Origin of the sequence: Duganella sp. Leaf126, from assembly GCF_001423125.1 — a bacterium.
GTDB lineage: Bacteria > Pseudomonadota > Gammaproteobacteria > Burkholderiales > Burkholderiaceae_D > Rugamonas.
The window spans coordinates 15959-35491 of the sequence record NZ_LMNW01000002.1; the positions used below are offsets into that span (position 1 = coordinate 15959).

Below are 19533 nucleotides of genomic sequence, written 5' to 3' on the forward strand. Positions count from 1 at the left end.
AGGGCGAAAAAAAACCCGCGCCACGTGCGTGGGCGGGCTTTTGGAGGGGTATCGCGGTTTAGTCGACTTCCACCGTCTCTGGCGGCAGGGTGGGCGCGGCGTCCGGCGGTTCCGGGAACTCGAGCTTGACCACGTCCTTGTCGTCCAGGTCCACGGTGACCTTGCCGCCAGCCACCAGGCGACCGAACAGCAGCTCGTCGGCCAGCGCCTTGCGGATCATGTCCTGGATCAGGCGCGACATCGGACGTGCGCCCATCAGCGGATCGAAGCCTTTCTTGCCGAGGAACTTGCGCAGCTTTTCGGTGAAGATGGCCTCGACCTTCTTCTCGTGCAGCTGCTCTTCGAGCTGCATCAGGAATTTGTCGACCACGCGCAGGATGATGTCTTCGTCCAGTGCACGGAAGCTGATGATGGCGTCGATACGGTTGCGGAACTCCGGCGTAAACATGCGCTTGATGTCGCCCATCTCGTCGCCGGCCTGCTTCGAGTTGGTGAAGCCGATGGTGGCCTTCTGCAAACTCTCGGCGCCCGCGTTGGTGGTCATGATGATGATCACGTTGCGGAAGTCCGCCTTGCGGCCATTGTTGTCGGTCAGCGTGCCATGGTCCATCACCTGCAGCAGGATGTTGAAAATGTCCGGGTGGGCTTTTTCGATTTCATCGAGCAGCAGCACCGCGTGCGGCTTCTTGGTGATCGCTTCGGTCAGCAGACCGCCCTGGTCGAAACCGACGTAACCGGGCGGCGCGCCGATCATGCGCGACACCGCATGACGCTCCATGTACTCGGACATGTCGAAGCGGATCAGGTCGATGCCGAGGATGAAGGCCAGTTGCTTGGCCACCTCGGTCTTGCCGACGCCGGTCGGACCGGAGAACAGGAACGAGCCGATCGGCTTGTCGGTCTTGCCCAGGCCCGCGCGCGCCATCTTGATGGCCGAGGCCAGCGCCTCGATCGCCGGATCCTGGCCGAACACCACGTTGCGCAGGTCGCGGTCGATGGTCTGCAGCTTGCTGCGGTCGTCCTGGTTGACCGTTTGCGGCGGGATGCGCGCAATCTTGGCAATGATGTCCTCGATCTCGGTCTTGCCGATGGTTTTCTTCTGCTTCGATTTCGGCAGGATGCGCTGCGCTGCACCGGCTTCGTCGATCACGTCGATCGCCTTGTCGGGCAGATGGCGGTCGTTGATGAAGCGCGCGGCCAGTTCGGCGGCCGTCGACAGCGCCGACGACGTGTATTTCACGCCGTGATGCTCTTCGAAGCGCGACTTCAGGCCGCGCAGGATTTGCACGGTCTGCTCGACGGTCGGCTCGTTGACGTCCACTTTCTGGAACCGGCGCGACAGGGCGTGGTCTTTCTCGAACACGCCGCGGAACTCGGTGTAGGTGGTCGCACCGATGCACTTGAGCTGTCCGTTGGCCAGCGCCGGCTTGAGCAGGTTCGACGCGTCCAGCGTGCCACCCGACGCCGAACCGGCGCCGATGATGGTGTGGATCTCGTCGATGAACAGGATGCCGGCCGCATTCTCCTTGAGCTGCTTGAGCACGGCCTTGAGGCGCTGTTCGAAATCACCGCGATACTTGGTGCCGGCCAGCAGCGCGCCCATGTCGAGCGAGTAGACCACCGCGTTCTGCAGTACCTCTGGTACGTCGCCCTGGGTGATGCGGTAGGCCAGGCCCTCGGCAATCGCGGTCTTGCCGACGCCGGCTTCGCCGACCAGCAGCGGATTGTTCTTGCGGCGGCGGCACAGGATCTGGATCACGCGATCGACTTCCTCGTCGCGGCCGATCAGCGGATCGATCTTGCCTTCGGCAGCGAACTTGTTGAGGTTTTGCGTGAACTGGTCGAGCGGACTTTCCTTCGGCTGGCCTTCGGCGCCGGGGGCGCCCTCTTCCACGCCTTCGGAAGCCTTGGCGGCATCGGATTGCTGGTCCTTGCGCACGCCGTGCGAAATGAAATTGACCACGTCCAGGCGCGTCACACCCTGCTGGTGCAGGTAATAGACTGCGTGCGAGTCCTTCTCGCCGAAGATGGCCACCAGCACGTTGGCGCCGGTGACTTCCTTCTTGCCGTTCGAGGCGGACTGCACGTGCATGATCGCACGCTGGATGACGCGCTGGAAACCGAGCGTGGGCTGGGTATCGACTTCGCCGGTGCCGGGCACCGTCGGCGTGTTATCGCCGATGAAGTTGGTCAAGGTCTTGCGCAGATCCTCGATGTTGACAGCACAGGCCCGCAACACTTCGGCAGCCGAAGGGTTGTCCAGCAGCGCCAGCAACAGGTGCTCGACCGTGATGAATTCGTGCCGTGCCTGCCGTGCTTCGACAAACGCCATGTGCAAACTTACTTCCAATTCCTGCGCAATCATACTTCCTCCATCACGCATTGCAGGGGATGCCCTGCCTTGCGTGCGTGCGTTAAAACGAACTCCACTTTGGTACAGGCTATATCTTTTGAGAACACGCCGCATACTCCTTTGCCGTAGCGATGAACACTGAGCATTATTTGCGTGGCTGTCTCACGGTCTTTGTTGAAATACTCCTGGATGATGGCGACGACAAACTCCATCGGGGTGTAGTCGTCATTGAGCAGCGCCACCTGGTACAACGGTGGAGGCTTCAGCGCTTGCCGCTCCAGTAGGGTTTCGTTGTCATGCTTGGTTGCCATACGCTTATATTCTAATGCTTTCGGGGTTGATGCAATGTGCATTTCACCATGCACAACTAATTGTTTTCCATCTTACGCGTTTTCCTGACTTGCCGCAGATGGCGTCCGGTTTGTCAAATGCAAGAGTTGCTTTTGCACCAATTCGTTTAAAAGTAGTAAAACGCCCACAAATGTGCTTGACTTTAGAAATTGGTACGCTAACAATGTGTCATCGGCGGCGTGCAGAGATGTACATGTTGATAAGTTGTTAGGCGTAAGGAGAGGCAAGAAGCTTCTTGCTTTTATGGCTCGTGTGATCAGTTTTAATTTTGAAAGTTCTTTTTATGGCAACAGGTACTGTTAAGTGGTTCAATGATTCCAAAGGTTTTGGCTTCATCACTCCAGATGACGGCGGCGAAGATTTGTTCGCACACTTCTCCGCAATCAACATGAACGGTTTTAAGACCCTCAAAGAAGGTCAAAAAGTTCAATTCGAAGTCACGCAAGGCCCTAAAGGCAAGCAAGCTTCCAACATCCAGTCCTCGTAATATCGTGGCCAAGGTGTAAAAAAACCCCGTCTGCGGGGTTTTTTTTCGTCCGTACACCCCGGCTGTCTACGCCATGTTTTCCACCATCACCTCGCCAAAGCCCGAGCACGAGACCTGGGTCGCGCCATCCATCAGGCGGGCGAAATCGTAGGTGACCTTTTTCGACATGATCGAGCGCTCCATCGACTTGATCAGCAGGTCGGCCGCTTCGGTCCAGCCCATGTGGCGCAACATCATTTCCGCCGACAGAATCAGCGACCCGGGATTCACGTAGTCTTTGCCCGCATACTTGGGCGCGGTGCCGTGCGTGGCCTCGAACAGGGCGACCGAGTCCGACAGGTTGGCGCCCGGCGCGATGCCGATGCCGCCCACCTGCGCAGCGAGCGCATCGGAAATATAGTCGCCGTTCAGGTTCAACGTGGCAATCACGCTGTACTCGGCCGGGCGCAGCAGAATTTGTTGCAGGAATGCATCAGCGATCGAATCCTTGACCACGATGTCGCGCCCCGTCTTCGGATTCTTGAACTTGCACCACGGGCCGCCGTCGATCAGTTCGGCGCCGAATTCCGCGACCGCCAGCTGGTAAGCCCAGTCACGGAAGCCGCCTTCGGTGTACTTCATGATGTTGCCCTTGTGGACGATGGTGACCGAAGGCTTGTCGTGGTCGATCGCGTACTGCAGGGCCTTGCGCACCAGGCGCTGCGTGCCTTCGATCGACACCGGCTTGACGCCGATGCCCGAGGTGTCCGGGAAGCGCAGCTTCTTGATGCCCATCTCGTTGACCAGGAAGTCGATCAGCTTTTTCGCGCCTGCCGAACCCTGTTCGTACTCGATGCCGGCGTAGATGTCTTCCGAGTTTTCACGGAAGATCACCATCTGCGTCTTTTCCGGCTCCCTGACCGGCGACGGCACGCCGGGGAAATAGCGCACCGGGCGCAGGCAGACGTACAGGTCCAGCTGCTGGCGCAGCGCGACGTTGAGCGAACGGATGCCGCCACCGACCGGTGTGGTCAGCGGCCCCTTGATAGCCACCACGTAATCGGTCAGCGCAGACAGCGTTTCTTCGGGCAGCCAGACGTCCGGGCCATACACGCGCGTCGATTTTTCGCCGGCGTAGATTTCCATCCAGTGGATCTTGCGGGCGTTGTCGTAAGCCTTGGCCACCGCAGCGTCGACCACCCGCATCATCACCGGCGTGACATCGATGCCGGTGCCGTCGCCCTCGATGAAGGGAATGATCGGGTTCTCTGGTACATTCAGGGAAAAATCGGCGTTGACGGTGATTTTCCGGCCGTCGGCGGGGACATTGATATGTTGGTACATCGCATACTCCTAAATGGACACCAGGCAAACAGCTACAATGCTGCACCAGAACCAGACGCTGGGCGAGCCTTCTTGGCTTCTTAGTCTTCTATAAGACATAAGACAATGTTTTGCATTATGCACGACTATCATGCGAGGCGCCAGCGTACACCAATCTTACCAATACAGCATGGCTCTCATCCTTTTCAATAAACCGTTCCAGGTCCTGTGCCAGTTTTCGCCGCAGGATGGCAAGGCCACGCTGGCCGACCACCTGTCCATCCCCGGCATCTATCCTGCCGGCCGCCTCGACTACGACAGCGAAGGCCTGATGCTGCTGACCGATGACGGCAAGCTGCAGCACACGATCGCCCACCCCGACCACAAGGAAGCCAAGGTGTACCTGGTGCAGGTCGATGGCGTGCCCGATGCCGACAGCCTGGCCAGGCTGCAGGCGCCGATCGACCTCGGCGACTTCACCACCCTGCCGTGCAAGGCGGTGCGCATCGCCGAACCCGAATGGCTCTGGCCGCGCCACCCGCCGATCCGCCAGCGCGCAGACCAGCCGACCAGCTGGCTGGCGATCACGTTACAGGAGGGGAAAAACCGCCAGGTGCGGCGGATGACGGCAGCCGTCGGCTTGCCGACGCTGCGCCTGATCCGCACCGCGATCGGCGCGCTGTCGCTGGCGTCGCACCCGCTGATGCCGGGCGAGTGGATGGCCGTGTCCGCGCAAGATCTGAGGGGCTAGCCGGGCAGCGCCGGCTGCGGCCGGCGCTGCGGCACCGTGGCATGGCGGGAGCCCCATGCGAAAAAACCCGCGCTGGCCGAAGCCAGGCGGGTTTTTTGCTGCAATGCCCGAAGCGGGAATTAAGCGGCGGTAGCCAGTGCCTTGACAGCAGCAGCCAGACGGCTCTTGTGGCGAGCGGCCTTGTTCTTGTGGATGATCTTCTTGTCGGCGATGCTGTCGATGGTCGACACCGATTTCTGGAAGATTTCAGCAGCAGCGGCTTTGTCGCCAGCCTGGATCGCTTTACGAACTGCTTTGATTGCGGTGCGCAGGGTCGAACGCTGCGCCGAGTTGTGCGCGTTTTGTTTAACTGCTTGACGAGCACGTTTGCGCGCTTGTGCGGTATTTGCCATGGAATTTCCTAAAATAAAGGTAGTTTGCAAACATTATCGTTTGCCAAACAGGTCGTTCGTGAGCCGAACCAAGTGAGTCAAACTGCTGCCTGCCAAACAATTATTGTCTGCATAACAGAATTCTGTACAGCCAGCGATTATAGCGATCTTTTCCTGTCGGAGCAACTATAATCATGCCCCATGAACTTGCTCAGAACCCTCGCCGCCATCTCCAGCATGACCATGCTGTCCCGTATCACCGGTTTGTTGCGCGACATCCTGTTCGCCCGCGCCTTCGGCGCCGGCGGCCTGACCGACGCCTACAATATCGCCTTCCGCCTGCCCAACCTGCTGCGCCGGCTGTTTGCCGAAGGCGCGTTCTCGCAAGCCTTCGTGCCGATCCTGTCGGAGTACAAGAATAACAAGACCCCGGAGGAAACGCGCTCGCTGGCGGACCACGTGGGCACTACCCTGGTATGGGCCACGCTGGTGGTGACCGTGATCGGCATCGTCGCCGCGCCGGCGCTGCTGCTGGCGGTGGGCGGCGGCCTGGCGCCGGAGTCGTTCGACGCCGGCGTCTGGATGACGCGCCTGATGTTCCCGTATATCTCGTTCATGGCCTTCGTGGCGCTGGCCGGCGGCATCCTCAATACCTGGAGCCAGTTCAAGATCCCCGCCTTCACGCCGGTCTTGCTCAATATCGCCTCGATCCTGGCTTCGCTGTTTTTGCAGCAGCACCTGGCGCAGCCGATTTACGCGATGGCGATCGCCGTGTTCGTCGGTGGCGTGCTGCAGGTGGCGATCCAGATTCCGGCCCTGATCAAGATCGGCATGCTGCCGCGGCTGTCGTGGAATCCGGCGATCGGCCTGCGCGATCCGGGCGTGCGCCGCGTGCTCAGAAAAATGGGACCGGCCGTGTTCGCGGTGTCGGCCGCCCAGATCAGCCTGCTGATCAACACCGGCATCGCTTCGCGCCTGGCCGAGGGCAGTATCTCGTTTCTCACCTACGCCGACCGCCTGATGGAGTTTCCTACCGCCCTGCTGGGCGTGGCGCTGGGCACAATCTTGCTGCCCAGCCTGTCGAAAGCCAACAGCAGCGGCGACCGCGAGGAATATTCGGCGCTGCTCGACTGGGGCCTGCGCCTGACCTTTTTGCTGGCCATGCCGGCTGCCGTCGGCCTGGCCACGCTGGCCGAGCCGCTGATCGCCACACTGTTCCAAAACGGTAAATTTACCGCTGCTGCCGCGCGCGCATCGTCCGAGCCCCTGATCGCCTACAGCGTGGGCCTGCTCGGCATCATCCTGGTCAAGACCCTGGCGCCGGCGTTCTACGCGCAGCAGGACATCCGCACGCCGGTGCGCATCGCGCTCGGCGTGCTGGTCGCCACCCAGCTGATGAACATGATTTTCGTGCCGCACCTGGCCGTGGCCGGCCTGGCGCTGTCGATCAGCCTGGGCGCCTGCGTGAACGCCAGCTTCCTGTTTGCCGGCCTGCGCAAGCGCGACATCTACCGCCCCCAGCCAGGCTGGCCGCTGTTCTTCGTCAAGCTGGTGGTCGCCTGCGCGCTGATGGGCGTCACCGCCTGGTACGGCGCCAGCCACATCGACTGGCTGGCCATGCGCCACCAGACCCTGCTGCGCATCGGCGCGCTGTTCCTGGTGATCGGCGTGTGCTGCGTTGTGTACTTCGGCGCGCTGCTGGCCATGGGCTTCCGGCCGCGCGACTTCAAGCGCATGGCGCGCTGATTTTCCATTGCGCGCACGACGCTTGCGGAGCCGTAGCACCAGCAAGCGGGAACTGCCGTTTAGGTAAAAAGATCGGCTGACATCCACGCTCATGGCTGACGTCGCGGTGACGCTTGCCGTTGCGGCCACGCGTGCGGCTGCGGTGTGGACTGCCATGACGCTCGCTGTTGCGGCCACGCGCTCGGCTGCGGTGTTGAAGCGGTGACGCTCGCTGTTGAGGCTACGCGTGCCGCTGCGGTGTGGATGCGCTGACGCTTGCGGTGGGGCGATGGTTGCAGTTGCGTCGCGCGCGGGGCGCGGATGCGGTGACGCTCGCGGCTGGACTATGTTTGCGCTTGCTTCGCGCTCGTGCCCTCGCGGATGCGGTCACCTCGAGATTGCGGCCGAGGTGCAGGTGGCTGCGCTATGGATGCGGTACCGCATGGCGCTGCGGCCGAGGCGCAGGTGGCTGCGGTGGTGCTGCGTTCATGCTTGCGGCTGCGGTGTGGGTGGCGTCACCCTTGCGGTGCGGGTTTCGCTTCCGGCGCCGGGTCGGGTGGCGGCTCCGGCTCCGGCGCCGGCTCCTGCGGTGTCGAAGTCTCCGGTTCGGCTGGCGGCGGCTGGGCTGGCGGCGTCCCGGCCGGCGGCACTGCCTGGCCTGGCGCAACGTTCGGTGGCGGCGCATCGGGTGCGGCGCCCGTGTTCGGGCCCGCGCCGACGGCTGCACCGGGACCGGCCGCCACGAACCGCCAGTCCGAAATCTTCTGCTTGCCCGCCAGGCTCTGGAACCGCGCCGGGAAATTGCCGATCTTGACCGGGCGCGCGTCCGACAGGCTGTACACGGCCAGCACGCCAGACTGCCCGCCGACATAGACGATGCCCCATTCCGCCTTGCCCGTCATCGGATCGACAAAGATCTTGCGCAGGTGGCGGCGCGGCGTGGGAAAGCGCGGGTCCCGCAATAAATCCTTGAGCGATGGCGGCTGCGGCGGCTGGCCCGCCGGCGTCGCGTCGGCATAGCTTTGCAGGGCGTCGCTGAAGGCGGCGCCGATCACCAGCAGCTGCTGCTCGGCGCGGCTGCGCTGGACCGTGGCGCCGAGTTTAAGCGCGGCAGCGGCCACCAGCGCGATGATCGCCACCACGATAATCACGCTCAGGTAGGTGAAGCCGCCGGCGCGGCGCGCAGCATGGCGGCGCATTACCACTCGGCGTAAGGCTTGCCGTTGCGGTCGTTGCCCGGCGCCCCGCTCCTGACGTCGTACACATTGCCCTTCAAACCATCCTCGGGCGGCACGATGATCCAGGTAGTGTCGCTGTCGGTGACCGGGTCGCGCGGCAGCGCGCGCAGGTATTTTTTTTCCACCAGCTGGTCGAGCGAATCGGGATAGCGGCCGGTGTCGCCGTAGTACTGGTCGATCAGGCCGCGCAGATTGCGCAGGTTATCGGCCAGCACCACTTCCTTCGATTTGTCCACGCTGGGGAAGTAGCGCGGTACGGCCAGCGTCAGCATCAGTGCAACGATGCCCAGCACCACCAGCAGTTCGATCAGCGTGAAGCCCCGGCTTATTTTTTTCATGGTCACCACTTTTTGTAGGGCACGCCGTTCAGCCCCACCTTCTCGCTGTAGCTGTACACATCATAGACATCTTCGCCCTCCTTGGGATCGTCGGCCTCGCTGGCGTAGCTGCGCTTGCCCCAGCTTTGCGCCTCGGTCAGCGACGTATCGGCATTGAACGGGTCGCGCGGCACCCGGCGCAGAAAATAGATCTTGGCCTGCTTGGGATTCTGGATATCGGGCACGCCGTCGACCAGTACCTCGAGGTTGCGCGGGTATCCGGTGGAGGTCACGCTGCGCGTCACGCGCCCCTGGTCGTAGGCCAGCTTGTAGGCGTCGATGGCGCTGCGGATCTGGTGCAGCGCCTCGCGCAAGTCCTGCTCCTGGCGCCGCTGCACCACCACCTGCGCGGTCGGGATCACCAGTGCGCCGAGCAGGCCGACGATGGCCAGCGTCACCAGCAACTCGATCAGCGTGAAACCGCGCGCGCGCATGGCGGTCAACTGCCGTTCACTGCAAAGGACGCGGCTGGCCCGACGCCGGCGGCAGCGGCGCGGGCTGGCCGCGCGACAGCGGCACGTCCTGCACCGGCGGCGGCACCGATGGAATCGGCGACTCGTCCGCTGCGGCTGGCGCGGCAGGGGCAGGGGCAGGTGCGGGTGCCGATCCGGTTGGCGCTGGCGCTGCCTGCGGTACGGGTTCCGCCGCCGGCTGCTCTGCCGGTTGCGCTGGCTGGCGCTGATTCTGCTGCATCTGCTGCTGTTGCTGCTGCATCTGCAGCTGCTTCGGCGACGGCCCCGAGGGTTGCGACGGCGACAAGGTCACCGGCGCCGTTTGCGCGGGCGGCGACAGCTCGATCACCGCATTGGCGCCAGCGCGTGGCTGGGCGCCCGGCAGGGCCGGCATCTGCACGGCCGGACGCGCAGTGAGGTCGGGACGGCGGCGGAAACTCGCTTCGGTACCGGCCGAGAATTCAGAGATCGTGGCCTCGGGGCGCTGCACGTTGCGGATCAGGCGCGGCGTAATCGACAGCACGATCTCGGTCTTCTGGTTGTCGTCGCGCTGGGTGCCGAACAGCCGGCCCAGGATCGGCAGATCGCCGGCCCCCGGTATCTTGTTGCCGGTGCCGCGCTGCTCGTTGTTGATCAGGCCTGCCAGCACCTGGGTCTCGCCGTCCTTCAACTGCAGCGTGGTGCCGGCCTGGCGCGTGCCGAGCTGGTAGGCGGTGCTGCCATTCTTGGTGGTCAGCGTGCTGACCAGGTTGCTCACTTCGAGTTCCACCTTGATGGCGATTTCGTCGTTCAGGTAGATGGTCGGCTCCACCGCCAGCTTCAGGCCGACGTCGACGTAGGTGACGGTTTCGCTGGCAAAACCGCCCACGCCGCCGGACACGGTCGGCGTAACCACCGGCAGCTTGTCGCCGATGACGACATTGGCCTTCTGCTTGTTGCGCACGCGGATGCGCGGGTTGGCCAGCAGGTTGGAATCGGTGTCGGTCTTGTTGATGTTGATGGCGCCGTTGATCCCGGACAGCAGGATGCGATCCGAGTTCAGGTTGCGCAGTTCGTTGATGGTGGCGCCATCGGCCAACTGCGTCAGCGGCGTGATGCCGATACTGGTCGGCCACTGCACGCCGAGGTTGAGCAGCGTGCTGCGCTTGACCTCGAGGATTTCCACCTCGAGCATCACTTCCGCCTCCGGCATGTCCTGGGTGGCGATCACGCGCTCGGCCAGCCGTATCGCTTCCGGGTTGTCGCGCACGATCAGCAGGTTGAGCTTTTCATCGACCACCACGTCGCGCGTCTTGAGGATGGTCTTGAGGGTGTTGGCCACCATCTTGGCGTCGGCATTGGCCAGGTAGAAGGTCTTGACCGTCATCTCCTGGTATTCCTTCTGCTTGGCCGCCGTGTTCGGGTAGATCAGTACGGTGTTGGCGTCCATCACCTGCTGTTCGAGCTGATTGGTCAGCAGCAGGAAGTAGATCGCCGCTTCCACCGTGCTGTTGCGCAGCAGGACCGTGGTGCGCTGGTCGGTCTTGACGTCCTTGTCGAACACGAAGTTCAGGTTGGAGCGGCGCGAGATCACCTCGAACACCTGCTTGAGCGGGGCATCGCGGAACTCGATCGTGATCGGCTGCTTGTACGCTTTCGCCAGGCCGGTTTCGGCCACGGTCGGTGCGGTCTTCTCCGTCACTTCGCGCAGCAGCTGGCGTGCCGGCTCGTTCGACGGCGTTTCGGCCAGCAGCGCATTGAGACGCTGTTTGGCCTGGTCGTATTCCCCCCTGGTCACGTGCTCGCGCGCGACTGCCAGCAGCTTGGCCTGACGCTGGTTGCGTTCGAGCGCGCGCAGCCCGGCGCGGGCGCGTTCATTGGCCGGGTCCAGCGCCAGCGCGCGGCGCCAGCCCTGCTCGGCCAGTTCCGGCTGACCATTTTCCAGCTGGCGGTCGGCGTCGCGGATGAAGCGCTGGGTAGCGCGGTCGCGCGCCTGCACGTAGGCGGCGCGGTATTCGGCATTGGTCGGTTCGGCCTTGAGCGCTTCCTGGTACTTGAGCAAGCCCGCCTCCACCTGGTCTTGCGCGATCAGGGTATTGCCATCGCGGTAAGCCATCTGGCCGGCGCAACCGCTCAGGGCCAGCACGAGCGCCAGCAGCGGTGGCAGGGAGGGCAGCGCCAGGCGACGCCGGTTCGAGTTTCCCATCAGTCGATTGCTCCAATATTTATCTGTTGCACCTGATTCAACGGCAGGTAGGTGAGCGTGAGCAGCGGCGGCGCGATGCGGTCCACGCGCCAGGCGCCGTCGATCACGCTCTGGCTGCGGGCGACATAGGTCTTGTCGCCGCGCGCCAGGTACACTTCCCAGGCGCCATCCTGCACGGCCTTGCCGAAGTACGTGTAGGGCACCGGCGGCGCCATGGGCGGTGGCGGCGGCGCATTGGCGGCAGCCCGTTCGGCGGCGGTCGGCTGGGGCGGCGGCGGATTCCAGTTCTGGCCCAGAAAAATTCCCTCGCCCGCGCCGAAGCCGGGATCGCCGGCTGCGCCGACCAGCTGCGCGCGCGGCACCAGGCGCGCGATGGCGACATCGGCCCTGGCGCCGGCGTTCACGCCCCGGCCACCAGGTTCGCCGGCGCGCGTGCCACCGGCGGCTGCAGCGGCACTGCCGCCCCGTCCCCGTGCAGCGCCAGCGTTGCCGTCGGCACCGGCCGTGTCGCTGCCATGGTTCCTCGCGCCAGCGGCAGAAGCCTCTGCGGCGGCGCCCCGGTGCGCCACCGGTTCGACGATTGCGCCGGACGGCGTGCGGTCGCCGAACAGCAGCAGCGCCGCCGCGCCAATCAGCGCCAGTCCCATCACGACCTGGTATGGCTTCATGGCCCGTCCTTCAGATACAGCGTGAAGCGCAGGCGCGCCTCCACCGCCGGCTCGGCGATGGTCTCGCGGCGGAAGCTCACTTCGTCGAGCGCGGCGAACGGCATGTCGCGCAAGCCCTGCATGGCAAACTGCCAGAGCGGCTGGTAGCCGCCCTTGACCGGCAGCGTGATCTGGTAGGTGCTGACCCGGCTGGCCCTGTCGTAGGCCGACTTGTACTCGCCCTGGTTCAGCACCAGCCCCGATTTGGCGGCCAGGTCGAACAGCAGGCGCACCTGCTGCTCGGCATGACGCTTCTCGCCCAGCGTCGCGTAGAAATCGGCGAGGTTCTGGTTGGCCGACGGCGGCTGCAGCGCCGGCTGCTGCGCCAGCAGCGACGCCGGCGTGGGCAGCGGCTGCGCCATCAGCCGCGCCTGCGCCGCCCGCTGCGGCAGCAGCCAGGCCCACGCCAGCGCACCGGCCAGGCACAGCACCAGCGCCACGCAGGCCGGCGCACCGAGGCGCGCCAGCGCCAGCCGCACCCGCAACACCAGTGCCTGCAGACGGGCGGCGTCAAGCGCGCTGCCAGCGCCATTGCCTGCACCGGGACTCAGCGGCTTACCCATTTGGCCTCCAGTTGAAAACGCAGCGGCCGGTTGGGATCGGTCTCCTGCACATCGTGCCGCGTCAGCGCCACCGCGCTGAAGGTATCCTGCTGCTTGAGCTGCGAGACATAATCGACCATGTCGTCGCTCGATTTCGCTTCGGCCGTGATCTTGAGCACCTGCTTGCGTGCATCGGGCTCGAGCGCCACCAATGCGATGGTCGGCGGCGTGGCCGACGCCACCGCATCCTGCAGCGCGCGCCACGGCAGATTCAGTTGCGCGATGGCGCCGTTGACGAAGGCCGCCTGGGCCTCGGGAATCGCCACCGCAGCCACCTGCACCGGCCGCGCCGACATCGCCGCCGCGCGCTCCTGTACTTGCTGCAGCTGCCGGGCGCGCTCGGCGCGGTCGTCGGCCAGTGCGGTGGCGGACCATACCGCGCCAGCGCACAGCAGCACGCCAGCCGCGCCCAGCGCCAGCAACGCCGGGCGGGTATGGAACAGCGCGCGGCGCAGGCTGCGCGGCGCGAAATCGATGCGCATCGCGCGCGCACGGCGGGCAGTCATGGCGCCCCTCCCCAGGCCAGTTGCGCCACCACGGAGTGGCTGTCGATCCGGTGCGCGTGGTCGAGCGCGGCGCAGCCCGGGGCCGATGCCGTGCCGGCCCGCAGCCACGGCGCCGGCACGGCGCCGCAGGCCTGCAACAGCGCCGGCGGCGGCAGGTCGAGCAGCAATGCTTCGCGCTGCAAGGTGGCGGCAAGCCAGGCCTGGTCGGCGCCGGGCGGCACCGGCAGCACGCGCAGCGACCGCACGCCATCGTCGGCCAGCGGCGCCAGCGTCATCAGGCCGTCGTGCACCAGCGCGAACCAGGCGCCGGGCGCCAGCGCACCATGCCAGCGGTTCCAGACGCTGACGAACTGCGGCTCGATGCCCACCACGGCCAGCCGGCATTCGTCGGCCAGCGCCAGCAGGGCAGCGGTCAACACGCGCGGCACGGCGGCGGCAAAGAACGGCTGCGTGGCGTGCCAGTCGGCGCCGATCTGCCAGGCCGACGGCGGCTCGCCATACAGCGCCTGGAAGCGCAGGCCGGCTGCGGCCTGCAGATCGTCGAGCCGGGTGGCGCCCTGCGGCGGCGTCACGCGCCACATGCGCGCCAGGTCGTCGGCCAGCACGAACGCCGCCGGCCAGCCTGCCACATCGTGTTCCTGCAACAGCGCGCGCAAGGCGTTGGCGATGGCGATCGGATCGGCCGCGGACGGCGCCGGCGCAGGCGGGGCAAAGCGATGCTCGGCCAGCACCGTCACCGGCGCCCCGCGCCAGCGGCGCACGCGCAGCAGGCTGACGCCATGCGCCGACACGCCGATGCGCAGCGATTGCCCCCAGTGCGGCGGTAGTCCGAAAGCTTTACGCATGCAGGGTCACCCGTTTGATTTCAGTGAGCGTGGTGCCGCCGCGCCTGACCAGCTCCAGCGCGGCCAGGCGCAGGCTGCGGGTGCCGTTGGCGTGCGCCGCCTGCTTGATCTGGCGGATCGGTCGCTTGTCGACGATCAGTTCGCGGATCTCGTCGTTGAGCGTGAGGATCTCGGCGATCGAGCGGCGGCCCTTGTAACCGGTGCCGCGACAGTCGCCGCAGCCCTTGCCCTGCATGAACAGGTAATCCTGCGCTTCGGCGCGGCGCAGGCCCACGCTGGCCAGCTCGGCGTCGTCCGGCGTGTAGGGCGCGGCGCAGTGCGGACAGTTGATGCGCACCAGGCGCTGGGCCCAGATGCCGTTCAGCGCCGAGACGAAGGCGTACGGATCGATGCCCATGTGGGTAAAGCGGCCGAACACGTCGAACACGTTATTGGCGTGCACGGTGGTCAGCACCAGGTGGCCCGTCAGCGCCGACTGCACGGCGATTTCGGCCGTCTCGCGGTCGCGGATCTCCCCCACCATGATCTTGTCCGGGTCGTGGCGCAGGATAGAGCGCAGGCCCTTGGCAAAGGTCAGGCCCTTTTTTTCGTTGACCGGGATTTGCAGGATGCCGGGCAGCTGGTATTCGACCGGGTCTTCGATGGTGATGATCTTCTCGCGGCCGTTGTGGATCTCGGTGAGCGCCGCGTACAGCGTGGTGGTCTTGCCCGAACCGGTCGGCCCGGTCACCAGCAGCATGCCGTAGGCCTCCTGCGCCAGCACGCGCAGGGTAGCCAGCGACGGCGCATCGAAACCGAGCGCCTCCAGCGTGAGCGAACCATACGCTTCGATCATGGCGCGCTTGTCGAGAATCCGGATCACCGCATCCTCGCCGTGGATGCTGGGCATGATCGACACGCGCAGGTCGATCTCGCGGCCGTTGGCCTCCACCCGGAAGCTGCCGTCCTGCGGCACGCGGCGCTCGGCGATATCGAGTTCGGCCAGCACCTTCAGGCGCGAGATGATCTGCTCGGCCACTTCGATGCCGTTGACGGCGGTGGCGTGATCGAGCACCCCGTCGACGCGGTACTTGACGGCCAGCCCGCCGGCCGTGCTTTCGAGGTGGATGTCGGAGGCGCCGGCCTTGAGCGCATCGTACAACGTGGAATTGACCAGCCGCACGGCGGGACTGGCCGCTTCCGACACCGAGGCGAACGACAGCACGGCAGCGGTCTTGCCGTCGCGCCGCCCTTCGCTGGCGCCGGGCAGCAGGGTGTCGGTGGCGCGCGCCGATTCCTCCTGCTTGGACAGATAGGCCTGGATGTCGGCCTGCAAGGCCAGCCGTATTGTCAGCGGCGCATGCGGCGTGGCGCGCGCCTGGGTGGACAGCCAGGTTTGCAGATCGAGGTCGAACGGATCGGCGATCACGGCCAGCAGCTGGTCGGCAGGCGCCGCGGCCTGCGCCGGCAGCGTGCGCAGCAGCACGCAGTGGCGCGCCATCGCCTGCGACAGCGGCAGCAGGTCGAACGCCGGTGCGCAGGCCAGCATGTCGGCCGTCTCCAGCACCTGCAGGGCGAACGGCTGCGCCAGCGCCCGCACCAGCTCGCGCGGTTCGGCGCCGGTCAGGTCTTCGAGTTCCTCGACCAGCGTGCGCTTCGATTGCGCGCGCAGGTGGCGCGCACGCGCCAGCAGGGCGGCGTCCAGCACCGGCACCGGCGCCGGCGCTGGCACCATCAGCAGATCGGCGCTCATGACATGTCTCCCGCCAGATCGAAGATCGGCATGTACAGCAGCACCACGATGGCGCCGACCACCAGGCCGATGCCGGCCATCAGCAGCGGCTCGAAGGTGCGCGTAAACCGTTCGATCCAGCGCGAGATTTCGCCGTCGTAGAAGGCGGCCGACTGGGTCAGCATCGGCCCCATGTCGCCGGTACGCTCGCCCACGCGCAGCATGCGCAGCGAGATCGGCGTGGTCAGCTGGTGCGCTTCGAAAGCGGTGGACAGCGGCTGGCCCGATTCGATGTCGGCGCGCGCCGCCTGCAGATGCTGGCGCAAGCCGGCCGAGACCATGCCCTGCACCGTGTTGATGGCGTGGATGATGGTGATGCCGCCTTCGCTGAGCATGCCCAGCGTCAGGTACAGACGCGAGAGTTCGTAGATGCGCACCCGCTCGCCGATGCCGGGCAGGCGGCCCAGCAGCCGTACCACGCCGCCGTTGCGCGCCAGCCGCCGCACGCCCAGCACCAACAACGCCAGCACGCAGGCCATGATGGCCAGCAGCAGCGCGGTGTGGGCGCTGGCGAACTGGCCCCAGTTCAGCATCTGCTGCGACAGCCACGGCAGGTTGCGCCCGGCGCCCTGGTACACCTCGGCAAAGCGCGGCACCACGTAACCGATCAAAAACATGCTGACGCCACCGCCGACCAGCAGCAGGATGCACGGGTAAATCGCGGCCGACACCAGCTTGCCGCGCACCAGGTCGATGCGCTGCTGGTAGTCGATGTAGCGCGCGAGCGAACGCGGCAGGTCCGACGTGCCTTCGGCCGCCTTGACGATGCCGATGTACAGCGGCGGGAACAGGTCGGGCTGCTCGGCCAGCACGGCGGAAAAGCGCTGCCCTTCGCGCAACCCGGCCAGCAGACGCTCGAGCACGCCGCGGGTGGCGGGATTGGCTTCTTTTTCCAGCAGCGCTTCCAGTCCTTCGACAATGCCGAGGCCGGCCGTGAGCAGCGCCAGCAACTCCTGGCTGAACAGCACCAGCGACAGCGCGCTGCGCTTGCCGCCGGCGCGCAAGCCCTTGCCGGCAGGCGTGATGGCGCTGACGAACAGGCCGCGCGCCTCGACCTGGCGGCGCGCATCGGCCTCGTCGCGGCCGTCGATCACGAGATGGGAAATGACCATCTCGGCCGACAGGGTGCGTACGTCGAACTGCATGATGATCTCGGCTTTCGGGATGGACCGGTCTGACGGCGCCGGGCTTATTGCGAGACGATGTCGGCGTCCTCGCCGCTGCCGCCGGGCTGGCCGTCACGGCCGAGCGAGGTGATCTCGAAATCAGCCTTGGCGCCGGGCGCCTTGTACTGGTAAGCGCGGCCCCATGGATCAGACGGCACCTTGGGCAGGTAGGGCCCGTTCCAGCGTGCGCCAGCCGTGGGCGGGGCCACCAGTAAGGCGTTCAGCCCCTCTTCCGTGTTCGGATAGCGGCCGACATCGAGACGGAAAGTATCGAGCGCTTTTTCGAAGGAATTGATTTGCGCCTTGGCCATCGTCACTTCGGACTTGCCCAGTTGCGAAAAATACTTGGGGCCCACGTAGGCCGCTAGCAAACCGATGATCACGATGACTACCAGCAGTTCCAGCAAGGTGAAACCGGCCGAATCGTTGCCGCCCGCTACAGTCTGCGCGCGCCTGTTTACTACATCCATCCAGCCACTCCCTTAGTCTTGGTTCCGGTGTTACCTGTTGCCCGCGACATCGTACGGCAACCACCCGGTTAGGCTACCACGCGGTTTGCTTGGAAGACAATCTTTTTCATCGGCCCCGGCCGCAGATTGTGGCGCACCGGGGCGGCAAGTGTGTTGCTTTGGTCACGCTGCGCGCGCCAGCGGCACGGCTGCACGGTCGAACAGCCGCAGGGCGGCCCCGCGCGCGATCGCATGGGTGCGGTTAGACACCCCCAGCAGGCGGTACAGCCGCTGCAAGTGGTTCTTGACCGTCAGGCCGCTGATGCCGAGGATCAGGCCGATCTCGACATTGCTTTTGCCTTCGCGCACCCAGTGCAGGATCTCGGTTTCGCGCGCGCTGACCGGACGCGCCAGCGCCGCGCCGCGCGCACCGTCGTGCGGGTCCATGGCGCCCTGCGCCGGCTCGCGCCTGCCCGCGCCGCGCTGCCCCGGTTGGCCCTGCCCCAGCTCGCACTGCGTCAGCTGGCACTGCGCCAGCTCACGCTGCGTCAGCTGTTGCATCATCATGTGCAACTGCGGCAGCAGCAGGGCCAGGAACCGGGCGTGGCGCGCATGCGGCCGCTGGGGCAGGCCCAGCAGCACGAACACGCTGGCGCCGGCCGCCAGGCGCCCGGTACTGTGCAAGACCAGGTTATCGACACCGAGCGCGCGCAGCGGCGTCAGGAACGGCGCGGTGGCAGCAGCTGCAGTGCTGCTGACGCCGCTGTCCGCATCAAGCAGCAGCGAGCGGGTATCGTGCCGCAGGCAATGGCGCGCCAGCGCCACGGCCACCCCGTCTTCGGCGGCCAGGCAGTGGCGCAGCTCCACGTCCAGCACCGTGCTGTGCTGGCATTCGACATGCAGCAGGCGCTCGCCGGCATCGAAGTGCAGCGCCACCATCACCTGGTGCGGCAGCAGCGCTTGCAACGGCCCCTGGGTCCACAGGAAAAACTGGCGGGTGTCGGTCACCGGCAGCGCTGCCTCCAGCGCCAGCAGCAGGTATTCCTGCTCGCGCAGGCTGAGCATGACCGGGGCGCCCTGCCCGCTCATGCGGCAGCGCCCACGAAGCGGTAGCCGCTGCCGCGCACGGTCTCGATGCGGCGCTGCCAGCCGGCCGGCTGCAGGGCGCTGCGCAGACGGCCGACGTGGGTATCGACGGTGCGCTCTTCGATGCACACGGCGTTGCCCCAGACCTGGTCGAGCAGCTGGGCTCGGCTGTGGATGCGGCCCGGATGGCGCATCAGCACGTCGAGCAGCTTGAATTCCACCCGCCCCAGCGCCAGCTCGCGCGCGCCGGCGGTCACGCGCAGCGTGTGCGGATCGAGCCGCAGGCTGCCGCCCCGCTCCCCTGTCCCGTCACCATAGTCGTGCGCAGGACGGGCAGCGCCGCACTGCGCACGACGCAACAAGGCGTGGATGCGCGCCACCATTTCGCGCGGACCGAAGGGCTTGGTCAGGTAATCGTCGGCGCCGCTCTCGAGCGCGATGACCTTGTCCGCTTCGCCGGCGCGTGCGCTCACCATCATCACCGGCAACGCCACGGTGCGCGGCTGCGCGCGCAGGCAACGCAGCAGCGCCAGACCGGACATCTTGGGCACGGATTCAGGCAGGGACCAGTCGATCACGACCAGGTCGGGGCAGTCGCCGGCAAACAGCGGCAGCGCGCATGCGGCGTCGTCCGCACAGCGCACGCGATAGCCTGCCATGCCGAGATTGAAGGCGAGCAGCTGCTGGGTCGCGCGGTCGCTGTCGATGACCAGGATGTGGGCGGCTGGCATGGCATATCCGTGTAAAAATAACACTATGCAACATCCAGCAGCGGCCTGACTAATATCTTTTCCTTACATCATTTATAG

Annotated in this window: 20 protein-coding genes; 3 read left to right on the top strand and 17 right to left on the bottom strand. The window is 65.6% G+C overall.

Features of this window, described 5'->3' with window-relative positions:
• Positions 1-58 precede the first annotated feature (58 nt).
• Both clpA and clpS read right to left on the bottom strand, forming a co-directional pair.
• Positions 59-2365: an ATP-dependent Clp protease ATP-binding subunit ClpA gene (gene clpA, locus ASF61_RS03675; protein ID WP_056151291.1), complete on the bottom strand. Its 2307-nt coding sequence runs from the start codon at positions 2363-2365 to the stop codon at positions 59-61.
• Positions 2362-2664 (bottom strand): ATP-dependent Clp protease adapter ClpS, encoded by a 303-nt coding sequence (gene clpS / locus ASF61_RS03680; RefSeq protein WP_056151294.1) that lies wholly within the window; start codon positions 2662-2664, stop codon positions 2362-2364. Before clpS ends, clpA begins: the two co-directional genes overlap by 4 nt.
• 323 nt (positions 2665-2987) lie before the next feature.
• Here clpS and ASF61_RS22545 point away from each other — a divergent pair, with 323 nt between their 5' ends.
• Positions 2988-3191, top strand: coding sequence for a cold-shock protein (locus tag ASF61_RS22545; protein ID WP_055937397.1), 204 nt, complete (start codon positions 2988-2990; stop codon positions 3189-3191).
• Between the two features lie 66 nt (positions 3192-3257).
• Here ASF61_RS22545 and icd read toward each other — a convergent pair whose 3' ends face one another.
• On the bottom strand, positions 3258-4514 hold the full coding sequence (gene icd, locus ASF61_RS03685) for an NADP-dependent isocitrate dehydrogenase (protein ID WP_056151296.1): 1257 nt from the start codon (positions 4512-4514) through the stop codon (positions 3258-3260).
• A gap of 169 nt (positions 4515-4683) precedes the next feature.
• On the opposite strand from icd, the gene ASF61_RS03690 reads away from it, so the two are divergent.
• On the top strand, positions 4684-5244 hold the full coding sequence (locus ASF61_RS03690; RefSeq protein WP_056151298.1) for a pseudouridine synthase: 561 nt from the start codon (positions 4684-4686) through the stop codon (positions 5242-5244).
• 119 nt (positions 5245-5363) lie between these two features.
• On the opposite strand, the gene rpsT is transcribed toward ASF61_RS03690, so the two are convergent.
• Positions 5364-5636 (bottom strand): 30S ribosomal protein S20, encoded by a 273-nt coding sequence (gene rpsT / locus ASF61_RS03695; protein ID WP_056151300.1) that lies wholly within the window; start codon positions 5634-5636, stop codon positions 5364-5366.
• Between the two features lie 180 nt (positions 5637-5816).
• Between rpsT and murJ the strand changes: the two genes are divergently transcribed.
• Positions 5817-7361, top strand: coding sequence for a murein biosynthesis integral membrane protein MurJ (murJ, locus tag ASF61_RS03700; protein ID WP_056151301.1), 1545 nt, complete (start codon positions 5817-5819; stop codon positions 7359-7361).
• A 494-nt stretch (positions 7362-7855) separates the two neighbouring features.
• Here the strand turns inward: murJ and ASF61_RS03705 are convergent, their stop codons facing one another.
• The 13 genes from ASF61_RS03705 to ASF61_RS03765 all read right to left on the bottom strand — a co-directional run bounded on the left by ASF61_RS03705 (position 7856) and on the right by ASF61_RS03765 (position 19455).
• Positions 7856-8539, bottom strand: coding sequence for a hypothetical protein (locus ASF61_RS03705; RefSeq protein WP_056151303.1), 684 nt, complete (start codon positions 8537-8539; stop codon positions 7856-7858).
• Positions 8539-8916 carry a type II secretion system protein gene (locus ASF61_RS03710; protein ID WP_056151305.1) on the bottom strand — a complete coding sequence of 126 codons (378 nt, stop codon included), beginning with the start codon at positions 8914-8916 and terminating at the stop codon, positions 8539-8541. Before ASF61_RS03710 ends, ASF61_RS03705 begins: the two co-directional genes overlap by 1 nt.
• Before the next feature lie 2 nt (positions 8917-8918).
• Complete coding sequence (locus tag ASF61_RS03715; RefSeq protein ID WP_056151515.1) at positions 8919-9389, bottom strand: type II secretion system protein; 471 nt, start codon at positions 9387-9389, stop codon at positions 8919-8921.
• A 16-nt stretch (positions 9390-9405) separates the two neighbouring features.
• Positions 9406-11592 carry a secretin N-terminal domain-containing protein gene (locus ASF61_RS03720; RefSeq protein ID WP_056151307.1) on the bottom strand — a complete coding sequence of 729 codons (2187 nt, stop codon included), beginning with the start codon at positions 11590-11592 and terminating at the stop codon, positions 9406-9408.
• Positions 11592-12260 carry a hypothetical protein gene (locus ASF61_RS03725; RefSeq protein ID WP_056151309.1) on the bottom strand — a complete coding sequence of 223 codons (669 nt, stop codon included), beginning with the start codon at positions 12258-12260 and terminating at the stop codon, positions 11592-11594. Before ASF61_RS03725 ends, ASF61_RS03720 begins: the two co-directional genes overlap by 1 nt.
• A complete protein-coding gene (locus ASF61_RS03730) occupies positions 12257-12862 on the bottom strand; it encodes a hypothetical protein (RefSeq protein ID WP_156369442.1) in 606 nt (201 codons plus the stop codon). Before ASF61_RS03730 ends, ASF61_RS03725 begins: the two co-directional genes overlap by 4 nt.
• Complete coding sequence (locus tag ASF61_RS03735) at positions 12847-13407, bottom strand: PilN domain-containing protein (RefSeq protein WP_229205700.1); 561 nt, start codon at positions 13405-13407, stop codon at positions 12847-12849. The genes ASF61_RS03730 and ASF61_RS03735 overlap by 16 nt, the downstream gene beginning before the upstream one ends.
• On the bottom strand, positions 13404-14252 hold the full coding sequence (locus ASF61_RS03740; protein WP_056151311.1) for a hypothetical protein: 849 nt from the start codon (positions 14250-14252) through the stop codon (positions 13404-13406). Before ASF61_RS03740 ends, ASF61_RS03735 begins: the two co-directional genes overlap by 4 nt.
• Complete coding sequence (locus ASF61_RS03745) at positions 14245-15984, bottom strand: GspE/PulE family protein (RefSeq protein ID WP_200919794.1); 1740 nt, start codon at positions 15982-15984, stop codon at positions 14245-14247. The genes ASF61_RS03740 and ASF61_RS03745 overlap by 8 nt, the downstream gene beginning before the upstream one ends.
• Positions 15981-17168, bottom strand: coding sequence for a type II secretion system F family protein (locus ASF61_RS03750; RefSeq protein ID WP_056151313.1), 1188 nt, complete (start codon positions 17166-17168; stop codon positions 15981-15983). The genes ASF61_RS03745 and ASF61_RS03750 overlap by 4 nt, the downstream gene beginning before the upstream one ends.
• A 44-nt stretch (positions 17169-17212) precedes the next feature.
• Complete coding sequence (gene gspG, locus ASF61_RS03755) at positions 17213-17659, bottom strand: type II secretion system major pseudopilin GspG (protein WP_056151315.1); 447 nt, start codon at positions 17657-17659, stop codon at positions 17213-17215.
• Positions 17660-17821: 162 nt separating this feature from the next.
• Positions 17822-18727, bottom strand: coding sequence for a LuxR C-terminal-related transcriptional regulator (locus ASF61_RS03760; protein ID WP_056151317.1), 906 nt, complete (start codon positions 18725-18727; stop codon positions 17822-17824).
• Positions 18724-19455 carry a winged helix-turn-helix domain-containing protein gene (locus ASF61_RS03765; RefSeq protein ID WP_056151319.1) on the bottom strand — a complete coding sequence of 244 codons (732 nt, stop codon included), beginning with the start codon at positions 19453-19455 and terminating at the stop codon, positions 18724-18726. The genes ASF61_RS03760 and ASF61_RS03765 overlap by 4 nt, the downstream gene beginning before the upstream one ends.
• Positions 19456-19533: the final 78 nt, after the last annotated feature.